The sequence below is a fragment of the Reyranella sp. genome (assembly GCF_965249915.1).
Classification (GTDB): domain Bacteria; phylum Pseudomonadota; class Alphaproteobacteria; order Reyranellales; family Reyranellaceae; genus Reyranella.
The window spans coordinates 276,333-291,536 of the sequence record NZ_OZ252257.1; the positions used below are offsets into that span (position 1 = coordinate 276,333).

Here is a 15,204-nt window from a genome sequence, read left to right on the forward strand (position 1 = left end):
GCAAGCGTCTACCGTCCCATGGTAGAAAGACTGGATGTAAGTTGCAGCCCGGCACGACATACAGGTCTTATGCCCCTCACGCTCGATATATTTCCGCCGGATCGGATGGCTGTCGTTGTGGCCCGCGGCGAGATTTCCCTGGCTGATCTTACGACGCTCGTGAAGCAATTGATCGACAGCGGCACACTGTCCTATCGGAAGATCTTCGACATCACCTCAGCCACGTCGGCGATCGGCGAGGACGAACTCGAGACCATTGCCGAGCGCTTGCGTTCGGTGCCCCTGACGAGGCCGCGAGGGCCGCTCGCTATCGTGGCCGACAGCGAGCGTGGTGAGCTGGCGCGGCTGTTCATGTCGCTCACCTTGGACGAACGCCCCGTCCAGGTGTTTCGCTCGATCCACGAAGCACGCAAGTGGTTGCTGGCGCACTCGGGCAGTGCGTTCTGATGGGAAGCTACTCGAAACAGCGGGCGCTTCGAACCGTGCAGGAATTGCTGGGCACCCGCGCGTTGCACTCGTTCCAGGCGGATTGTTCGGCTTCCTGTTTCGAGGGGGCAGCGCCGTAACCGGAAGCCTGGCCGTTGTCGCTGTGGGCGTAGGCGACGCAGCGCTGCGGCGCGGCCATCCGGATCCTGCAGGCCAGCGGCCCGCATTCGGCCAGCGCGGAGGTCTCGGCGGCCTCGCGCGTCGCCATGCCGACGGCGACGCCGAACAGGCGCTCGTTGTCGGTCGCCACGGCCCCCCAGACTTCCTGAGCCTGGGCCGTCGCGGTCGTCGTGAGCAGGGTCGCGATCAGGATCGTCAGTTTCTTCATCATTGCGTGTGCTTCTCGAGAAAGGTGCGGACGCGGTCGATCGACGGCTGAAGGAACTGCGGCCCGCGCCAGTCCTTCTGGACTTCGATGTTGGGCGCGAGGGCGGCGATCTCGTCGCTGGTATGCGCGGGGTGCGGCTTGTCCGTGCCGGGCTGCAGCAGCAGCGGCGTCCTGCAGTCTCTGACGAAATCCCGCGTGACGGAGAAGACGAAGTCCGACCCGAACATGTTCTGCCCGAAGCTCTGGATCGTGTCTTCCGTGACCGACGGGTCGCGCGCCCGCACGGTTGCGCCGTAGCCTTTCACGGACTCGTCCCAGGTGTCGCGGTTCTCCCACAGGCCGATCGGATTCTGCAGCACCGCGGCGGCGACGCGGTCGGGCGCCTGTTCGATCGCCTCGAAACAGTAGCTGCCGCCGATGCAACCGCCCATCACGGCGAAGCGCCCGAAGCCGAGATGGTCGATCAGCGCCAGGTGATCGGCGGCAAATGTGTGCCAGCCATGGTCGGGCTTCACGTCGGCCACCGACTTGCCGGCGTTGCGCTGGTCCATCGAGATCACGGTGAACCTGTCGGCGAGCGCAGTCCGCGGGTCCATCCAGGCGCGCGGCGCGCCGTCGGCGCCGGGCCCCCAGAATTCGATCGACGAGCGCAGGCCACCCGGCGCGTAGAGCAGGAGCGGAAAGCCTTTGCCGTGGACCTCGTAGTGGATCTCGGCATCGGGCCGCTTGAGGATCGGCATGCACTCGTCTCCGTTGGATCAACCCTGCGGTTTATAGCCGATCGAATCGATGATCGTCTTCCAGCGTGCGAGGTCGGCCGACATGCGCTCCGTGAACTGGGCGGGCGTCGAGGTCTCGACGTCGAGGCCGAGCTCGACCAGCTTCTTCTGGATTTCGGGGATCGCCAGGACCGCCTTCAGCTCCTTGGCCCAGGCGTCGATCAGCGGGGCCGGGGTCTTCGGGGGTGCGAAGAAGACGTACCAGCCGAGGATCGAAAGCTGCGGATAGCCGAGCTGGCTGATCGTGGGGATTTCGGGCGCCGACGTGGTGGGCTTCACGCCGGACGTGAAGATCACCTTCACCTTGCCGGCGCGATGATGCTCCAGGAAGTCGGTGATGCCGCCGCAGCCGGCCGCGATATGGCCGCCCTGAAGGTCGGCGACCAGCGGGGCGGCCCCGCGATAGGGCACCGGCTCCAGAGGGATGCCGACCGCCTTGCCGGCCATGACGCCGAAGAAGTGCGTGAAGGAACCCAGCGCCGTCGTGCCGAAGGAGGCGCGGGTCGGGTTCTTCTTCAGCCACTCGACATATTCCTTGAGGTCGCCGACGCCGAGGGTCGGCGATACGCAGAAGGCGGTCTGGACCGTTCCGGCCAGGGTGATCGGGGCGATGTCGGTCATCGGGTCGAACGGCACGCCGGGCATCGTGAGCTTCTGCACGATGGTGGCCGAGGGCACGTAGGCGATGGTCGTGCCGTCGGCGGGCGTGTTCTTCAGGTCTCCCACGGCGATGGTGCCGGAGGCGCCGGCCTTGTTGTCGATGATGACGTTACGGCCGGTGCGCTGCTTCAGCGGCTCGGCGATCAGGCGCGCCATCACGTCTGTACCGCCGCCGGCCGGGAAGCCGACCAGGATCTTCAGCGGCTTGTCGGGCAGGCCGGTCTGCTGTGCGCGCACGCTGGCGGCGAGCGGAGCCGTCAGTGCTGCGCCGGTCATCAAAATCGAAGTGCGTCGGCCGATCTTCTTGATCGTCATTCTTGTTTCCTCCGGATTTCTTATTGTTACGTAACCAGACTCCATGCGAGCTCGGCCCGTTCTCTCGCGGACTTGCTCATCTTGATCGATTCGGGGTTCGACGAATTGCCTTGCAGCCCGCGCCGATAGACGCCTTGCGCGATGGCGGCGAGGCGGAACAGCGAGAAGGCGAGGTAGTAGTTCCAGTTGGGGATCGAGGCGCGCCCGGTGCGCCGGCAGTAGGCGGCGACATAGTCCTGCTCGGTGGGAATTCCCAGCGCCGCGAAGTCGACCGTGGCGTAGCCGTGCGGCGGCTCCTTGAGATGGTAGCCGAGGCAGTTGTAGGCGACGTCGCACAACGGATGCCCCAGCGTCGACAGTTCCCAGTCGAGTACCGCCACCACCCGCGGCTCGGTCGGGTGGACGATCAGGTTGCCGAGCCGGTAGTCGCCATGAACGATGGTGGTGGGATCGCCATCGTCGGGAATGTTCTCGGGCAGCCAGGACGAGAGCTTGTCCATGGCCGGAATGTCTTCGGTCTTGAGCTCGGCATATTGCCGGCTCCAGCGCGAGATCTGGCGGGCGATGTACTGGCCGCTGCGGCCATAGTCGCCGAGACCGACCTTCAGCGGGTCGACCTTGTGCAGGCGCGCCAGCACGTCGTTCATCGAATCGAAGATGGCCGTTCGCTCGGCGGGAGTCTGACCAGGCATCGCCGGGTTTACCAGGATGCGGCCGGGCACGGCCTCCATGACATAGAACATCTGGCCGATGACGGCGTCGTCGCTGCAGAGCAGCCGCGCGGGCGCGACGGGCACATCGGTCGCTGCGAGGGCGGAGATGACGCGGAATTCGCGATCGACCTGATGGGCCGAGGCGACCAGCTGCCCAGGCGGCTTCTTGCGCAGCACGAAGTCGCGACGGCCGTCCGCCATGTCGGCGGCGACGAAGAAGGTCGGGTTGGAATGGCCGGAATCGAACTGCCGGACTTCGAGTCCGCCGCGATAGCCCTCGAGCTTGTCGCGGAAGTAGCGATCGAGGGAGGCCACGTCGAAACGGTGGCGCTCCATCACGGGGACGGTGTCAGCGTATGTCGGCATGCGGCTTCGAGCCTAACGGCCGCGCGCGGCCTTGCGCAAACGCTGCATCCCGCAGGGAGGAACGTGCGGAACTCCCCCGTCAAGAACGCGTTGTCGGCCATCAGCGAGGTTCCGTGTCCCAAAATTCAGTCCTGCGGGTTCCGACCGTCAATCTCCGTGGCGGGTCGGCGATACGTCGTCCGCTGATCGTTCTGGCGGTTTGCGCCGTCGGCGTCGTGGCCTACCTGGCGCGTGATTTCCTCATCCCCACGGCCGCGGCGATCGTCCTCGCTTTGATCCTGACGCCCGTGGCGAAAAAGTTCGAACGTCTTCGTCTTCCCCCGACGGCGGCAGCGGGCGCGTCGGTGACGTTGCTGGCATTGGTGGTGGCGAGCCTGCTGGTCGTGGCGGCGCCGGCCCTCTCATCATGGGCCGAGCAGGCGCCCTATCTCACCTACACGCTGGAGCGGAAGCTTGAAGGGTTGCGCAAGTCGCTGGCCATCGTGAAGCAGGTGACCGACCGGGTCGAGCAGGCAACGCAGGCGCAGCCGGCGCAGGCCAACTCGGAGAAGAAGCCGCCGGAGACCGTCGTGGTTCGCGACAAGTCGCTGCTCTCGGAAGTCATGAGCACGACGCCGGCGCTGGTGCTGCAGATCGGCTACGCAGGCGTGCTGGCCTTCATGCTTCTCGCCCATCGCAACGATCACAAGCGACAGATCCTTCGCGTGCCGATCAACTTCCGCATCCGGGTGAGGATTGCGCGGGTCATGCGCGACATCAACGAACGTGTCGGCACCTACCTGTTCGCGCTGGTGGTCATCTATTCCCTGGTCGCCGTCGCCTCGACGATCGTGCTTGCCTTACTGGGCTTCCCCAATCCGATCCTGTGGGGCGTGTTGATGGGCCTGGCGTCGTTCGTGCCGTTCGTCGGCCCGCCGGTGGCGATTGGCCTGGTGGCGTTCGTGGCGCTGCTGACCTACGACGACTGGGTCCACATGCTGGCGGCGCCGGCCGTGCTCGCGGCCATCCATTTCGTGGAGTCGCAGCTCATCACGCCGACCTTCGTCAGTCGACGCTGCGCCCTGAACACTGTCGCCGTGTTCGCAGGCGTTGCCTTTCTCGGGTGGATGTGGGGAGCGGTCGGCGCGATCGTGGCGGTACCGCTGTTGATCCTGGTCAGCACCGTGGCGGCGCATCTGCCGTCCTTGCGCTGGCTGGAGGTGCTTCTGTCGGAGGACCGGCCGGTCAGCGAGCGCCTTGCCGTGAAGCCGCCGCTCGCCTCGACGACGACGCCCGTTCAGGTCCGGCGGCGCCGGTTGGCCACGAAGTAAGCGCCACCCAACGAGACCCAGAAGAGGCCAACGATGGCCGATGCGCCCGCCGGGTCGAGGCGGCTCTCCAGGAACGCGTAGGCAGAGAAGGATAGAAAGATCGCCCCAACGCCGAGCGCCAGTGCGGCGCCAAGGGTGAGGAGTGCGTTGCTCAACGCATCCTGCGCGGCGGTGCGCAGCGACCGGGCCGCGACCGAACTGGCCGCGACCCGGAGGAGAGGGCCGATCATCGAAGGAGTCGCCGTAGGAACGGGCCGAGACGGACGTGCTGTCGGCCGGCTACTGCCGACGACAAAGCCAGCCTGCGAGGAAGCCGATTCCGGCGATGGCGGCCAGGGTCGTCAGCGGCCGCGCTTCGGTCTGTTCCACGAGCGTGTCGGTTGCCTTGTTCTTCAGGGCCACCGTGTCTTCGGCGATCGCCTTGGCGGTGTCGCCATACTTGGCGATCAGCTCGCGGGCTGCCTTCAGCGTGTCCTCGACGGCCTCTTCGCCGCGTGCAACGAGCGACTGGCCGGTTCCGTTCATCGAGCCGGCAAGTTCCTCGAGCTGCGCCTTGAGGGCAGCGATTTCCTTGCTCAGATCCTTGCCATTGGCGTGGCTGGTGACGCGCATGGTTGTTCTCCGGTTGGTCAGGGGAAGGTCTGCCACATAACGCTCCCCGCCCGGCGAGGTTGCGCTCAGCCGTCCCAGACGTTCCGCGGCATCGGCAATCGCGCGAAGTCCGCGTCCACCAGTGGTCGCTGATGGGCCACGCCCTCACGCTCCAGGAGCATCATCCACTGCCGCACATGCTGGCCGGAATGCCAGGTCGTGCGCTCGAGGAGCTCATGGAGAGTCTGCGGACCGTAGTAGGTCGAGAGCAGGCGGGCCGCGCCGGTATCGCCCTGGGCCCACCAGTTTCGGAATCGCTCCTGTACCGAATCGCCATAGGCCGCCACCGATGCCATGCCCGCATCCGCTGCCGGCTCTTCGCGGAACGCAGCCTGGACGAGGGTCGTGCCCTGTTCGGCATCGAGGAAAGCGGCGACCACCCGAAAGAGGTGGAAGGCGAGCGCCCGATAGCTGCGCGGTCGTCCCGGCACGTGGACATGGAGCTTATCGGGAGGCATGAGCGGCAGCAGCCCGATGGCGGCGCTCATGAACCTGTCGAGGCGCGCGTAGAGCTCGGCGGGAGAGAGTTCGGGGCCCGATTTTTCCTGAAGACCGAGGAAGGCCACGATTTCGCGGGTACTCTGTCCGAAGATGAACTTCGTGCCGCGCGACAGGACCGGCACCGAGCGCGCACCCAACGACTGCAGCTCGGCCAGGCCGGCCGGATCTTCGAGAACGTTAACGGAGACGAATTCGATCCCACGGATCGATAGAAACTCTTTGAGTCTCAGGCAGCTCGTTCAACCGGGCTGCCAGAAGACCTTCAGGGGCTCTGTCACGGTACCCTCCTCGGCTGCTCAATTGGCGTTCCGGATGCCCAGCCTGTCAAGCAGCTTTCGCCAGCGGACGAAATCGGAGGCCAGTCTGACGGAGCACTCGTCCGGCTTCGTGACGCCGACATTCAGCCCGTATTGCGTGAGCTGCGCCCGTACGTCCGGCTGCTCGACAGCATTGATCAGCTCCAGGTTCCAGGCGGCGATCAACCGCGGCGGGAGCGCCGCTGGAGCAAAGAACGCATACCATTCGAGCAGCTGCAAATCTCCCAGCCCCAGGTCTATGACGGTCGGCACGTCCGGCAGGACGGGATTTCGGACCGGCCCGGAGGTGACGAGGATTCTCAGCCTCGCCCCCCGGTGCTGATGGACGAACGACGCCAAGCCGCCGCAGCCGGCAGGAATGCGCCCCTGTGCAAGGTCTGACGAGAGAGGGCCGGTGCCGTTGAAGGGCACGGGCTCGAGGGCGACACCGTATTGTCGTCCGATCAGCTGGGCGAAGTACTGGGAAAACGTCTCCGGTGCGGCGGTACCGAAACGGCGACGAGAATCGGGACCCTCCTTAATCCATTGCACGTATTCTTCGATGGTTCGCGCTTTGGTCTCCGGTGACACGCAGAAGGCCATCTCGAACGTGCCGATGATGCCGAGCGGCGTCAGATCCGTCAGGGGATCGACCGGAAAGACCGCCGGGGTGGTGAGCCGTCGAAGCCAGACCGTGCTCGGTAGCAATCCGATGATCGAGCCGTCGGGCGGGGCCTTCCGGAGGATCTCGATCATCGTCAGGGCGGCGGATCCCGAACGATTCTCGACGGTCACGGTGCGGCTCTTGCGCTGCTGAATGGTGGGAGCAATGGCGCGCGCCACGAGATCCGAGCCACCACCCGTTGTGAAGCCCACCATGATGCGAATGGAGCGGTCCGGGATACTGGGCTGGGCACTGGCGGGCTTCGACAGCAGGCCGGCGCCGACGGACAGCAGGAGCGGACGGCGTGAAATTGAGGGCATACGCTTGATTTACGCGTTAGGGGACGGTTCGGATGGGTCAGGCCTTGCGATGGCAGACGACACATATCTTGTTGCCGTCGAGGTCACGGAGATACGCCCCGTAGTAGTTGGGATGATAGTGGGCGCGAACGCCCGGTGCCCCTTCATCCTTGCCGCCCGCCGCCAGCGCCGCCTTGTGCGCGGTATCGACGGCGCCACGGTCGGGCGCCTCGAGGCCGATCGTGATGCCGTTGCCGACCGAGGCGGCGTTCTTGTCGATCGGACTCAGGATCCAGAGCTGGGGACGCCCACCCGCGGGGCCATAGCCGACGGCATGGGGGTAATCCATGTGTCGTACAAGACCGAGCGGCAGCAGCAACGCATCGTAGAAAGACTTCGCCTTCGCCACGTCGTTGCTGCCGATCGTCACGTGACTGAACATCGTTCGCTTTTCCTCCGATGATTCCATCAGGATGACGGAGTTCCCGGCCGCGGCAAGCCAAAATGATCGCGCAGCATGCTGCCTTCATAGGCCGTCCGGAACAGGCCGCGCTTCTGGAGCAGCGGCACGACCTCGGCCACGAACACGTCGAGCATCGAGGGCAGCAGGGGCGGCATGAGGTTGAAGCCGTCTGCGGCGCCGTCGTTGAACCAGTCTTCGATCAGGTCGGCGATCTGCTCGGGCGTGCCGGCGGTGGTGAAGTGACCGCGCGCGCCGGCAAGATAGGCGAGCAGCTGACGCAGGGTGAACTTCTCGCGCTTGACCAGCCCGACGATGACCTCGGTGCGGCTGCGGGCGGCCTGGACCGTTCCGGGGTCGGGAAAATCCTCCGGCGTCAGCGGTCGGTCGAGCGGCAGGTGGGAGAAGTCGTGCCCGCCGAATCGGCCGCTCAACCGCTTGCGTCCGACTTCGGGGTCGGTGAGCGCGTTCAGTTCCTTCGCCAGCCGCTTCGCCTCCGTCTCCGTCGAGGCGATCACGGGACTGAGGCCGGGCAGGATCAGCACATGTTCGGACGGACGGCCCTCCGCCGCCGCGAGCTGCTTGAGATCGGCGTAGAATTCCTGCGCGGTGGTCTTCTCCATCTGGGCGGTGAAGACCGCCTCGGCATGGCGCGCGGCGAAGCGGCGGCCGGTGTCGGAGGAGCCGGCCTGAACGAACACCGGCCGTCCCTGCGGCCCGCGCGGCATGTTGAGCGGACCGGCAACGCGGTAATACTTGCCCTCGTGGTTGATCGGTCGGATGCGATCGGCGCGCGCGTAGTGGCCGCTGGCGCGATCGTCGAGCACGGCGTCGTCGGCCCAGCTGTCCCACAGCGCCTTCGCGACCTGCACGAATTCCTCGCCGCGCTCGTAGCGCTCGTCGTGACTGACGAGCGCCGTGCCGCCGAAGTTGCGCGCGGCCGGCGCGAGCCAGGAGGTCACGATGTTCCAGCCGACACGGCCGCCGCTGATATGGTCCAGGGAGCCGAATTGCCGCGCGAGGTTGAACGGCTCCGAATAGGTGGTCGAGGCCGTGGCGATCAGCCCGATGCGCTGGGTCGAGCCGGCGATGGCGGCCAGCGCGGTGATCGGCTCCAGCCAGGTGCTGGCGGCGTGCGCCACGGTGTCGGCCAGCGCCAGCTGATCGGCCAGGAAGATCGAATCGAAGAGGCCGGCCTCGGCGCGTCGCGCGAGGTCGCGGAAATACTCGATGTCGGTCAGGGGGCGGGCTGAGGAGTCGGGGTGCCGCCACGAAGCTTCGTGATGGCCCCGACTCTGGATGAAGAGGTTGAGGTGGAGCTGTCGCTTCATTCTCTCACTGTGCAGCCGGCGCGTAGACCGATGCAAGCTGGCGCGACACCAGTCGCGCATAGAGACCGCCGCGCGAAACCAGGGTGGCGTGTGTTCCACTTTCCGCAACGCGGCCTTCGTCGAGCACCACGATCAGGTCGGCATCGCGTACCGTCGACAGGCGATGCGCGATCACGATGGTCGTGCGATCGGCCTTGAGCACGTCGAGCGCGCGCCGCACCGCCTGTTCGTTCACCGCGTCGAGATGCGAGGTCGCCTCGTCGAGGATCAGGATGGGCGCGTCCTTCAGGAAGGCGCGCGCGATGGCGACCCGCTGGCGCTGGCCGCCGCTCAGGCTGGTACCGCGCTCGCCGACGGCTGAGTCGAGGCCCTGCGGCAGCGCCGCGACCAGCTCGCCCAGCGACGCATGCTCGATGGCGGCCAACAGCTCGGCTTCCGTCGCTTCGGGACGGGCGATCAGGATGTTGGCGCGCAGCGTGTCGTTGAACAGGTAGGTGTCCTGTGCCACGAGCGCCACGAGTCCGCGCAGCTCGTCGAGCTTGTAGTCGCGCAGGTCGGTGCCGTTCAGCGTGATGCGGCCGGTGTCGGGGTCCCAGAAGCGCATCAGCAGCTGCGCCGTCGTCGTCTTGCCGGCGCCCGACGTACCGACCAGCGCCACCGTCTTGCCGGCAGGAATGGCGAAGCTCACGTCGGAGAGCGCGCGCCGGGTCTGACCGGGATAGGTGAAGTTCACCTGTTCCAGCGCCAGCGCCGCCGCCCCGCGTGCGGCGGGCACGCCACGGCCGTCGCGCACCGGGATCGGCTCGTTGGCCAGCGCGTAGACGCGCCGCGTCGCGCCCAGCGTATCGGCGAGCTGACGGCCGATCTGGGCGATCTCCGAGACCGGCAGGAAGGCCGACATGGCGAGGATCGTCATCAGCGGCAGCAGGCCGGGATCGAGCGTGCCGCGCGAGGCGAGCACGGCGCCGACCACGACGATGGCGAGGCCGCCCAGGCCTGTCAGCACTTCGAGGATGGCGTGCTGCATCGTGAGCTCGCTGAAGAAGGGCAGGCGCAGCGCGATGTGGCGCTCCGACAGCTCGTCGAGCTTGTCGCCGCGCGCGCGCTCCTGCTGGTTGGCGACGATCTCGCCCAGACCCTGTACCGAATCGACGGCGAAGGCACCGAGCTCGCCGGCTGCCTCGCGCGCCTGGCTGCCGAGGCGGTCGACCCGCTTGCGCATGAGGAACGGGCTCAGGCCCACGGCCAGCAGGAACGGCACGAGCGTGATCGCCAGCCAGCCACTGGTCGTGGCCAGCGCGATGACCACGGCGGCGGGGATCAGGATCGCCACGAAGGCCGGCGCCACCGTATGGGCAAAGAAATACTCGACCAGCTCGATGTCGTTGGTGGCCAGCGCCATCAGGTCGCCGGTACGGCGGCGCGTGAGATAGGCGGGCGCCAGCGCGTCGAGTTTGCGGAAGGCGTCGATGCGCATCTCGGCCAGCAGGCGAAAGGCCATGTCGTGGGCCAGCCAGGATTCGAACCAGTGGAGGATGCCCGAGACGGGCGCCAGGATGGCCAGCGCGATGGCGAGGCCGCCATAGGGCTGGTGGTTCTTGAGCGCGAGTACGATGAGCGCCGAGAGCACGCCGATGCCGATAAAGGAAACGACGCGTGCCACGCCCAGGATGAAGGTGGCGGTGAGCTTGCCCTTCCAGGGCATGATGACCTTCATCAGCGCCACGACGACCTGGTACCAGGTCAGGCCCTCGGCCTTGATGATGCCTTCGGTAACGGGCTTCATCGCGCCGCCCGAGGTGCTGGCGATCGTCTCGGCGCGCTGGGGCGCGGCGAGCGCATCGAGCGTGACGCCGGCCTGCTGCTCGCGCGCCTGTTCGGCCATGAGCTGCGCATAGACGCCGCCCTGGCTCATCAGCTTGGCATGCTTGCCCTCCTCGGCGACGTGACCGCGGTCGAGGACGAGGATGCGGTCGCAATCGATGACGCTCGACAGGCGGTGCGCCAGGATCAGCGTCGTGCGACCCTGCATCAGCCGGTCGAGCGCTTCCTGGATCACCGCCTCGTTCTCGGCATCGACGGCGGAAAGCGCCTCGTCGAGCACCAGGATCGGCGTGTCGCGCAGCAGCGCGCGGGCGATGGCCACCCGCTGGCGCTGGCCGCCGGAGAGCTTGATGCCCTTCTCGCCGATGATGGTTGCGTAGCCCTGCGGCAGGCTCTCGATGAAGTCGTGGATGTTGGCGGCCCGCGCCGCGTCCTCCATCTCCTCGCGCGAGGCGCCGGGCCGTCCCAGGCGGATGTTCTCCTCGACCGTGCCGTGGAACAGGAACGTGTCCTGGTTCACCACCGAGATCAGCGAGCGGATCTGCGCGAAGGAGAGCGTGCGCAGATCGTGGCCGCCCAGCAGGATGCGGCCCTGGTCGGGATCGTAGAAGCGCAGCAGCAGGCGCACGATCGACGACTTGCCGCCGCCCGAGGAGCCGACGAGGCCCAGCCGCTCGCCAGCAGCCGCCGTGAAGTTCAGCCGCTCGTGCACGGTGCGGCGCGTGCCGGGATAGGAGAAGCGCACGTCCTCGAAGGCGATCGTGGGGGCCAGCAGCCCATCGAGACGGGCCGGCGCCGGGTCGATCACCGACGGCGTGTCGTCGAGGATGCGGTAGATGCCCTGCGCCGCCGAGAGGCCGACCATGCCCTGGTGCAGCACCGAGCGCAGCTCGCGCATCGGTCGGAAGATCTCGATGCCCAGCATCAGGATGACCAGCAGCGAGGTGAGCGTCATGGCCCCGGCCTCGACCCGCGAGGCGCCGTAGATCAGCGCGGCGGCCGCGCCGCCCGCGATCGAGGTGTCGGTGATGCCGCGCGCCAGCGAATTGGTGCCCAGCACCCACATGGTGCGGCGGAACAGATCGCGCGCCTCGACCTCGAGCTTGTCGGCACGCGCCTTGCCCTGGCCGAACGCCTTCAGCGTCGCCAGACCCTGGATCGAATCGAGGAACTCGGCGGCGAACGACTTGTAGGCGGTCATGCGCGCGATCGAGGCGCGCACGTCCCATTTGTGCCAGAGGGCCGGGGCGAACAGCGCGACCAGCGCGAAGCCCAGCATGACCAGCGCCACCGGCAGGTCGATGAAGGAGATCACGGCGAAGATCAGGAACGGCGTCAGCAGCGCGATCAGGAACTGCGGCAGGAACTGTCCGAAATAGGTTTCGAGCTGCTCGACGCCGTCGATCATCGACAGGGTGAGACCGCCGGAGCGCTGCCGGCCCACCGTTGCCGGGCCGAGCGAGGCGACCTTGTCGTAGAGCGTGCGGCGCAGCATCTTCTGGACCCGCGCGGCCGTCTCGTGCGCCAGCACGGCGCGCCAGTGCTCGGCCACGCCGCGCAGCACCATCACTCCGGCGATCAGCAGGATCGGCAGCACGAGTTCCTGCAGCGGCCGCCCGACGAAGATCTGGCCGATCAGCCAGCCGAGAAGGCCGAGCCGGGCGATGCCGCAGCCCACGCCCAGGAGGCCGACGGCGACGGTGGCGGCGATGCGGGCACGCACGCCCTTGGTGAAGACGAGGAGGCGGGGTTCGATGTGCATGGCGCGATGCTAGGGCGAACAGTCTTTTTCGTCAGTCCACATTTCGGAAAGCCCGCTGTACATTTCTGAACATGGACAAGAACTGGGACGATCTCCGCATTTTCCTGGCCCTGGCGCGCGGCGGCACGCTGACCACGGCGGCCAAGGCGCTGGGCGTCAGTCATCCCACGGTCTCCCGCCGCGTGCAGGCGCTGGAGAAGCAGATCGGCGCGCGCCTGTTCGACCGGCTGCCCGATCGCTTCGTGCCCACCGGCGCGGGCGAGGAGCTGCTGGCCGACACCGAGGCGATGGAGAAGGCGGCGCAGTCGATCCACCGCCGCAGCGCCGGTCTCAGCGATACGGTGAGTGGCACGGTCCGCCTCTCGGCCGAGGAGGCGACCGCCGCGCTGATCGCCCGCTACTCCGCCGAACTCAGGCGCAAGCTCTCCCAGATCGAATTCGAGGTGGTTTCGAGCCACACCCTGGCCAACCTGTCGCGCCGCGAGGCCGACCTCCTGATCCGCGAGCAGGTGCCGGAGGTGGGGGGCATCGTCGCCCGCAAGCTGGGACGGCTGGCCTACGCGGTCTATGCCGCGCGCGATTTTCCCGTAAAGCGGTCCACACCGGCGGCGCTCGCGGCGCTGCCCTGGGTCGGCTTCGACGACGATCATCTCCGCATGCAGGGGCAAAGCTGGTTATTGGACTTTCGCGGCGGGCGCCGTCCGGAGATTCGCGGCAACAACTGGCTGGTGCTGCACGACGCGGCCCGCACCGGCGCCGGCCTCGCCGTGCTGCCTTGCCATCTCGCCGATCCCGACCCGCTGCTGCGCCGGATCGGCGGCATCATCCCGGACGTCTTCGCCGACCAATGGCTGCTGGTGCATCGCGACCTGCGCGCGCTGCCGCACGTGCGCGCCGTGATGGACGAGGTCATTGCGCTCTTCCAGCGCGAGCGACCATTGCTTGAAGGCCGCTCATGACCGCTGGAGGCGCGCCACTGCGCGCGCGGTAACTCCCGCGCTGAAGTGGCGCGTCATGCCGTCAAGTACAGGACAAGGATCCTTCGCTGCGCTCAGGATGACACCGGCTTTTGAATCAGCGCAATGCGCCAACCACAACAACAGTGTCATCCTGAGCGCAGCGAAGGATCCTTAATCGGGCCACTGGAGTGGCGCGCCCGCAGCGGCGTATGCTCTGGGTAATCAATACCGGGGGAAACGTCATGAAGAGAGTTGCTGTCGCGGCCGTGGGGCTCGCATTGCTTGTAACGGCCGGTCCGGCAGGCGCCCAGGAATGGGTATTGCCGATGGCGGCGAAGCCCGAGGATGTCGGGCTTTCGTCGGCGCAGCTCAAGCGCGTCGAGGCGGTGACGCAGAAGCATGTCGATGACGGGCTGGTGCCCGGCGCGGTCATGCTGGTGGCGCGACGGGGCAAGGTCGCGTGGGTCTCGACGCTGGGCAAGCGCGACGTCGCGCAGGGCGATCCGATGAAGGCCGATTCGATCTTCCGCATCTATTCGATGACCAAGCCGATCGTCAGCATCGCGGTCATGCAGATGGTGGAGGAGGGGCGCCTTCAGGTCAGCGATCCGGTGGCCAAGTTCCTGCCCGAGATCGGCAGGATGAAGGTCGCGCAGGAGAAGACCGCCGCCGATGGCACGCATTCGATGCTGCTCTCCGATCCGGAACGGCCGATGACGGTGCAGGACCTGCTGCGCCACACGTCCGGTCTGATCTACGGCGGCCGCGGCTCGTCGCTGGTCAACCAGGCCTACGTCGCGGCCAAGATCGGCGACCGGTCGATGAGCAACCAGGAATTCGTGGCCAAGCTCTCGACCCTGCCGCTGCGCTTCTCGCCCGGCGCCCGCTGGGAGTACGGCGTTTCGACCGACGTGCTGGGACGTCTCGTCGAAGTCATCGACGGCAAGACCCTGGGCGAGTCGCTGTCGGAGCGCATCTTCAAGCCGCTGGGCATGGTCGACACGCAGTTCCAGGTGCCGGCCGCCAAGGTGGAGCGCGCCGCCCAGCCCGGGCCGCGGCCCGGCGGGCAGCCGATGACGCCGCGCTTCAAGGTCGACGATGGCGCGAAGTTCGAATCCGGCGGTGGCGGGCTCACCTCCACGATGAAGGATTACCTGCGCTTTGCCGCCATGCTGGCCAATGGCGGCGAGCTGAACGGCAAGCGCCTGATCGGCAAGCAGACCCTGGCCTTCATGACCGCCGACCATACCGGAACGCGGCCGGGCCGGCCGCCCGGTCTGGGCTTTGGTCTGGGCTTCGAGGTCCGGACCATGACCGGCGAGGCGGCCCTGCCGGGATCGGTCGGGGAATATGGCTGGGCCGGAAATGCCGGGACGCTCTTCTGGGTCGATCCGAAGAACGACCTGACGGCGATCTACATGGTTCAGGTGAGCGATCCCGACCGGGTGGCGCTCAGGAATCAATTCCGCACGATGGTGCAAGCCGCGATCATGGATTAGA

Annotated in this window: 15 protein-coding genes; 4 read left to right on the forward strand and 11 right to left on the reverse strand. The window is 67.0% G+C overall.

What is annotated here, in order from left to right; all coding sequences use genetic code 11:
- Positions 1–105: 105 nt before the first annotated feature.
- Positions 106–447 carry a hypothetical protein gene (locus ACP15H_RS01340; protein WP_425064428.1) on the forward strand — a complete coding sequence of 114 codons (342 nt, stop codon included), beginning with the start codon at positions 106–108 and terminating at the stop codon, positions 445–447.
- Positions 448–454: 7 nt separating this feature from the next.
- Here the strand turns inward: ACP15H_RS01340 and ACP15H_RS01345 are convergent, their stop codons facing one another.
- The 4 genes from ACP15H_RS01345 to ACP15H_RS01360 are packed head-to-tail and all read right to left on the reverse strand — an operon-like array spanning position 455 to position 3,647.
- Entirely contained in the window at positions 455–817 is a 363-nt protein-coding gene (locus tag ACP15H_RS01345) for a DUF4189 domain-containing protein (protein ID WP_425064429.1), read from the reverse strand.
- Entirely contained in the window at positions 814–1,554 is a 741-nt protein-coding gene (locus tag ACP15H_RS01350) for an alpha/beta fold hydrolase (protein WP_425064430.1), read from the reverse strand. Before ACP15H_RS01350 ends, ACP15H_RS01345 begins: the two co-directional genes overlap by 4 nt.
- Before the next feature lie 18 nt (positions 1,555–1,572).
- Complete coding sequence (locus tag ACP15H_RS01355) at positions 1,573–2,568, reverse strand: Bug family tripartite tricarboxylate transporter substrate binding protein (RefSeq protein ID WP_425064431.1); 996 nt, start codon at positions 2,566–2,568, stop codon at positions 1,573–1,575.
- A gap of 26 nt (positions 2,569–2,594) precedes the next feature.
- A complete protein-coding gene (locus ACP15H_RS01360) occupies positions 2,595–3,647 on the reverse strand; it encodes a phosphotransferase (protein ID WP_425064432.1) in 1,053 nt (350 codons plus the stop codon).
- A gap of 113 nt (positions 3,648–3,760) precedes the next feature.
- Here ACP15H_RS01360 and ACP15H_RS01365 point away from each other — a divergent pair, with 113 nt between their 5' ends.
- Positions 3,761–4,957: an AI-2E family transporter gene (locus ACP15H_RS01365; RefSeq protein ID WP_425064433.1), complete on the forward strand. Its 1,197-nt coding sequence runs from the start codon at positions 3,761–3,763 to the stop codon at positions 4,955–4,957.
- Here ACP15H_RS01365 and ACP15H_RS01370 read toward each other — a convergent pair.
- The 7 genes from ACP15H_RS01370 to ACP15H_RS01400 all read right to left on the reverse strand — a co-directional run bounded on the left by ACP15H_RS01370 (position 4,924) and on the right by ACP15H_RS01400 (position 12,745).
- On the reverse strand, positions 4,924–5,187 hold the full coding sequence (locus ACP15H_RS01370; RefSeq protein ID WP_425064434.1) for a hypothetical protein: 264 nt from the start codon (positions 5,185–5,187) through the stop codon (positions 4,924–4,926). The two genes, ACP15H_RS01365 and ACP15H_RS01370, sit on opposite strands and share 34 nt — an antisense overlap.
- Positions 5,188–5,236: 49 nt before the next feature.
- Entirely contained in the window at positions 5,237–5,569 is a 333-nt protein-coding gene (locus tag ACP15H_RS01375; RefSeq protein WP_425064435.1) for a hypothetical protein, read from the reverse strand.
- 65 nt (positions 5,570–5,634) lie between these two features.
- Complete coding sequence (locus ACP15H_RS01380; protein WP_425069849.1) at positions 5,635–6,339, reverse strand: DinB family protein; 705 nt, start codon at positions 6,337–6,339, stop codon at positions 5,635–5,637.
- Positions 6,340–6,405: 66 nt separating this feature from the next.
- Positions 6,406–7,389 (reverse strand): tripartite tricarboxylate transporter substrate-binding protein, encoded by a 984-nt coding sequence (locus tag ACP15H_RS01385; protein ID WP_425064436.1) that lies wholly within the window; start codon positions 7,387–7,389, stop codon positions 6,406–6,408.
- A gap of 37 nt (positions 7,390–7,426) precedes the next feature.
- Entirely contained in the window at positions 7,427–7,810 is a 384-nt protein-coding gene (locus ACP15H_RS01390; protein WP_425064437.1) for a VOC family protein, read from the reverse strand.
- Between the two features lie 26 nt (positions 7,811–7,836).
- A complete protein-coding gene (locus ACP15H_RS01395) occupies positions 7,837–9,159 on the reverse strand; it encodes an LLM class flavin-dependent oxidoreductase (RefSeq protein WP_425064438.1) in 1,323 nt (440 codons plus the stop codon).
- A gap of 4 nt (positions 9,160–9,163) precedes the next feature.
- Positions 9,164–12,745, reverse strand: a complete 3,582-nt coding sequence (locus ACP15H_RS01400) for an ABC transporter ATP-binding protein (RefSeq protein ID WP_425064439.1) — start codon at positions 12,743–12,745, stop codon at positions 9,164–9,166.
- Between the two features lie 71 nt (positions 12,746–12,816).
- Here ACP15H_RS01400 and ACP15H_RS01405 point away from each other — a divergent pair, with 71 nt between their 5' ends.
- Both ACP15H_RS01405 and ACP15H_RS01410 read left to right on the forward strand, forming a co-directional pair.
- Positions 12,817–13,704, forward strand: coding sequence for a LysR family transcriptional regulator (locus ACP15H_RS01405; RefSeq protein WP_425064440.1), 888 nt, complete (start codon positions 12,817–12,819; stop codon positions 13,702–13,704).
- A gap of 242 nt (positions 13,705–13,946) precedes the next feature.
- On the forward strand, positions 13,947–15,203 hold the full coding sequence (locus ACP15H_RS01410) for a serine hydrolase domain-containing protein (RefSeq protein WP_425064441.1): 1,257 nt from the start codon (positions 13,947–13,949) through the stop codon (positions 15,201–15,203).
- The last annotated feature ends 1 nt before the right edge of the window (position 15,204 follow it).

Coding starts and splice junctions, on each gene's coding strand:
- ACP15H_RS01340 (WP_425064428.1), top strand. CDS start 106: ATGGCTGTCGTTGTGGCCCGCGGCGAGATTTCCCTGGCTGATCTTACG.
- ACP15H_RS01345 (WP_425064429.1), bottom strand. CDS start 817: ATGATGAAGAAACTGACGATCCTGATCGCGACCCTGCTCACGACGACC.
- ACP15H_RS01350 (WP_425064430.1), bottom strand. CDS start 1,554: ATGCCGATCCTCAAGCGGCCCGATGCCGAGATCCACTACGAGGTCCAC.
- ACP15H_RS01355 (WP_425064431.1), bottom strand. CDS start 2,568: ATGACGATCAAGAAGATCGGCCGACGCACTTCGATTTTGATGACCGGC.
- ACP15H_RS01360 (WP_425064432.1), bottom strand. CDS start 3,647: ATGCCGACATACGCTGACACCGTCCCCGTGATGGAGCGCCACCGTTTC.
- ACP15H_RS01370 (WP_425064434.1), bottom strand. CDS start 5,187: ATGATCGGCCCTCTCCTCCGGGTCGCGGCCAGTTCGGTCGCGGCCCGG.
- ACP15H_RS01375 (WP_425064435.1), bottom strand. CDS start 5,569: ATGCGCGTCACCAGCCACGCCAATGGCAAGGATCTGAGCAAGGAAATC.
- ACP15H_RS01385 (WP_425064436.1), bottom strand. CDS start 7,389: ATGCCCTCAATTTCACGCCGTCCGCTCCTGCTGTCCGTCGGCGCCGGC.
- ACP15H_RS01390 (WP_425064437.1), bottom strand. CDS start 7,810: ATGTTCAGTCACGTGACGATCGGCAGCAACGACGTGGCGAAGGCGAAG.
- ACP15H_RS01395 (WP_425064438.1), bottom strand. CDS start 9,159: ATGAAGCGACAGCTCCACCTCAACCTCTTCATCCAGAGTCGGGGCCAT.
- ACP15H_RS01400 (WP_425064439.1), bottom strand. CDS start 12,745: ATGCACATCGAACCCCGCCTCCTCGTCTTCACCAAGGGCGTGCGTGCC.
- ACP15H_RS01405 (WP_425064440.1), top strand. CDS start 12,817: ATGGACAAGAACTGGGACGATCTCCGCATTTTCCTGGCCCTGGCGCGC.
- ACP15H_RS01410 (WP_425064441.1), top strand. CDS start 13,947: ATGAAGAGAGTTGCTGTCGCGGCCGTGGGGCTCGCATTGCTTGTAACG.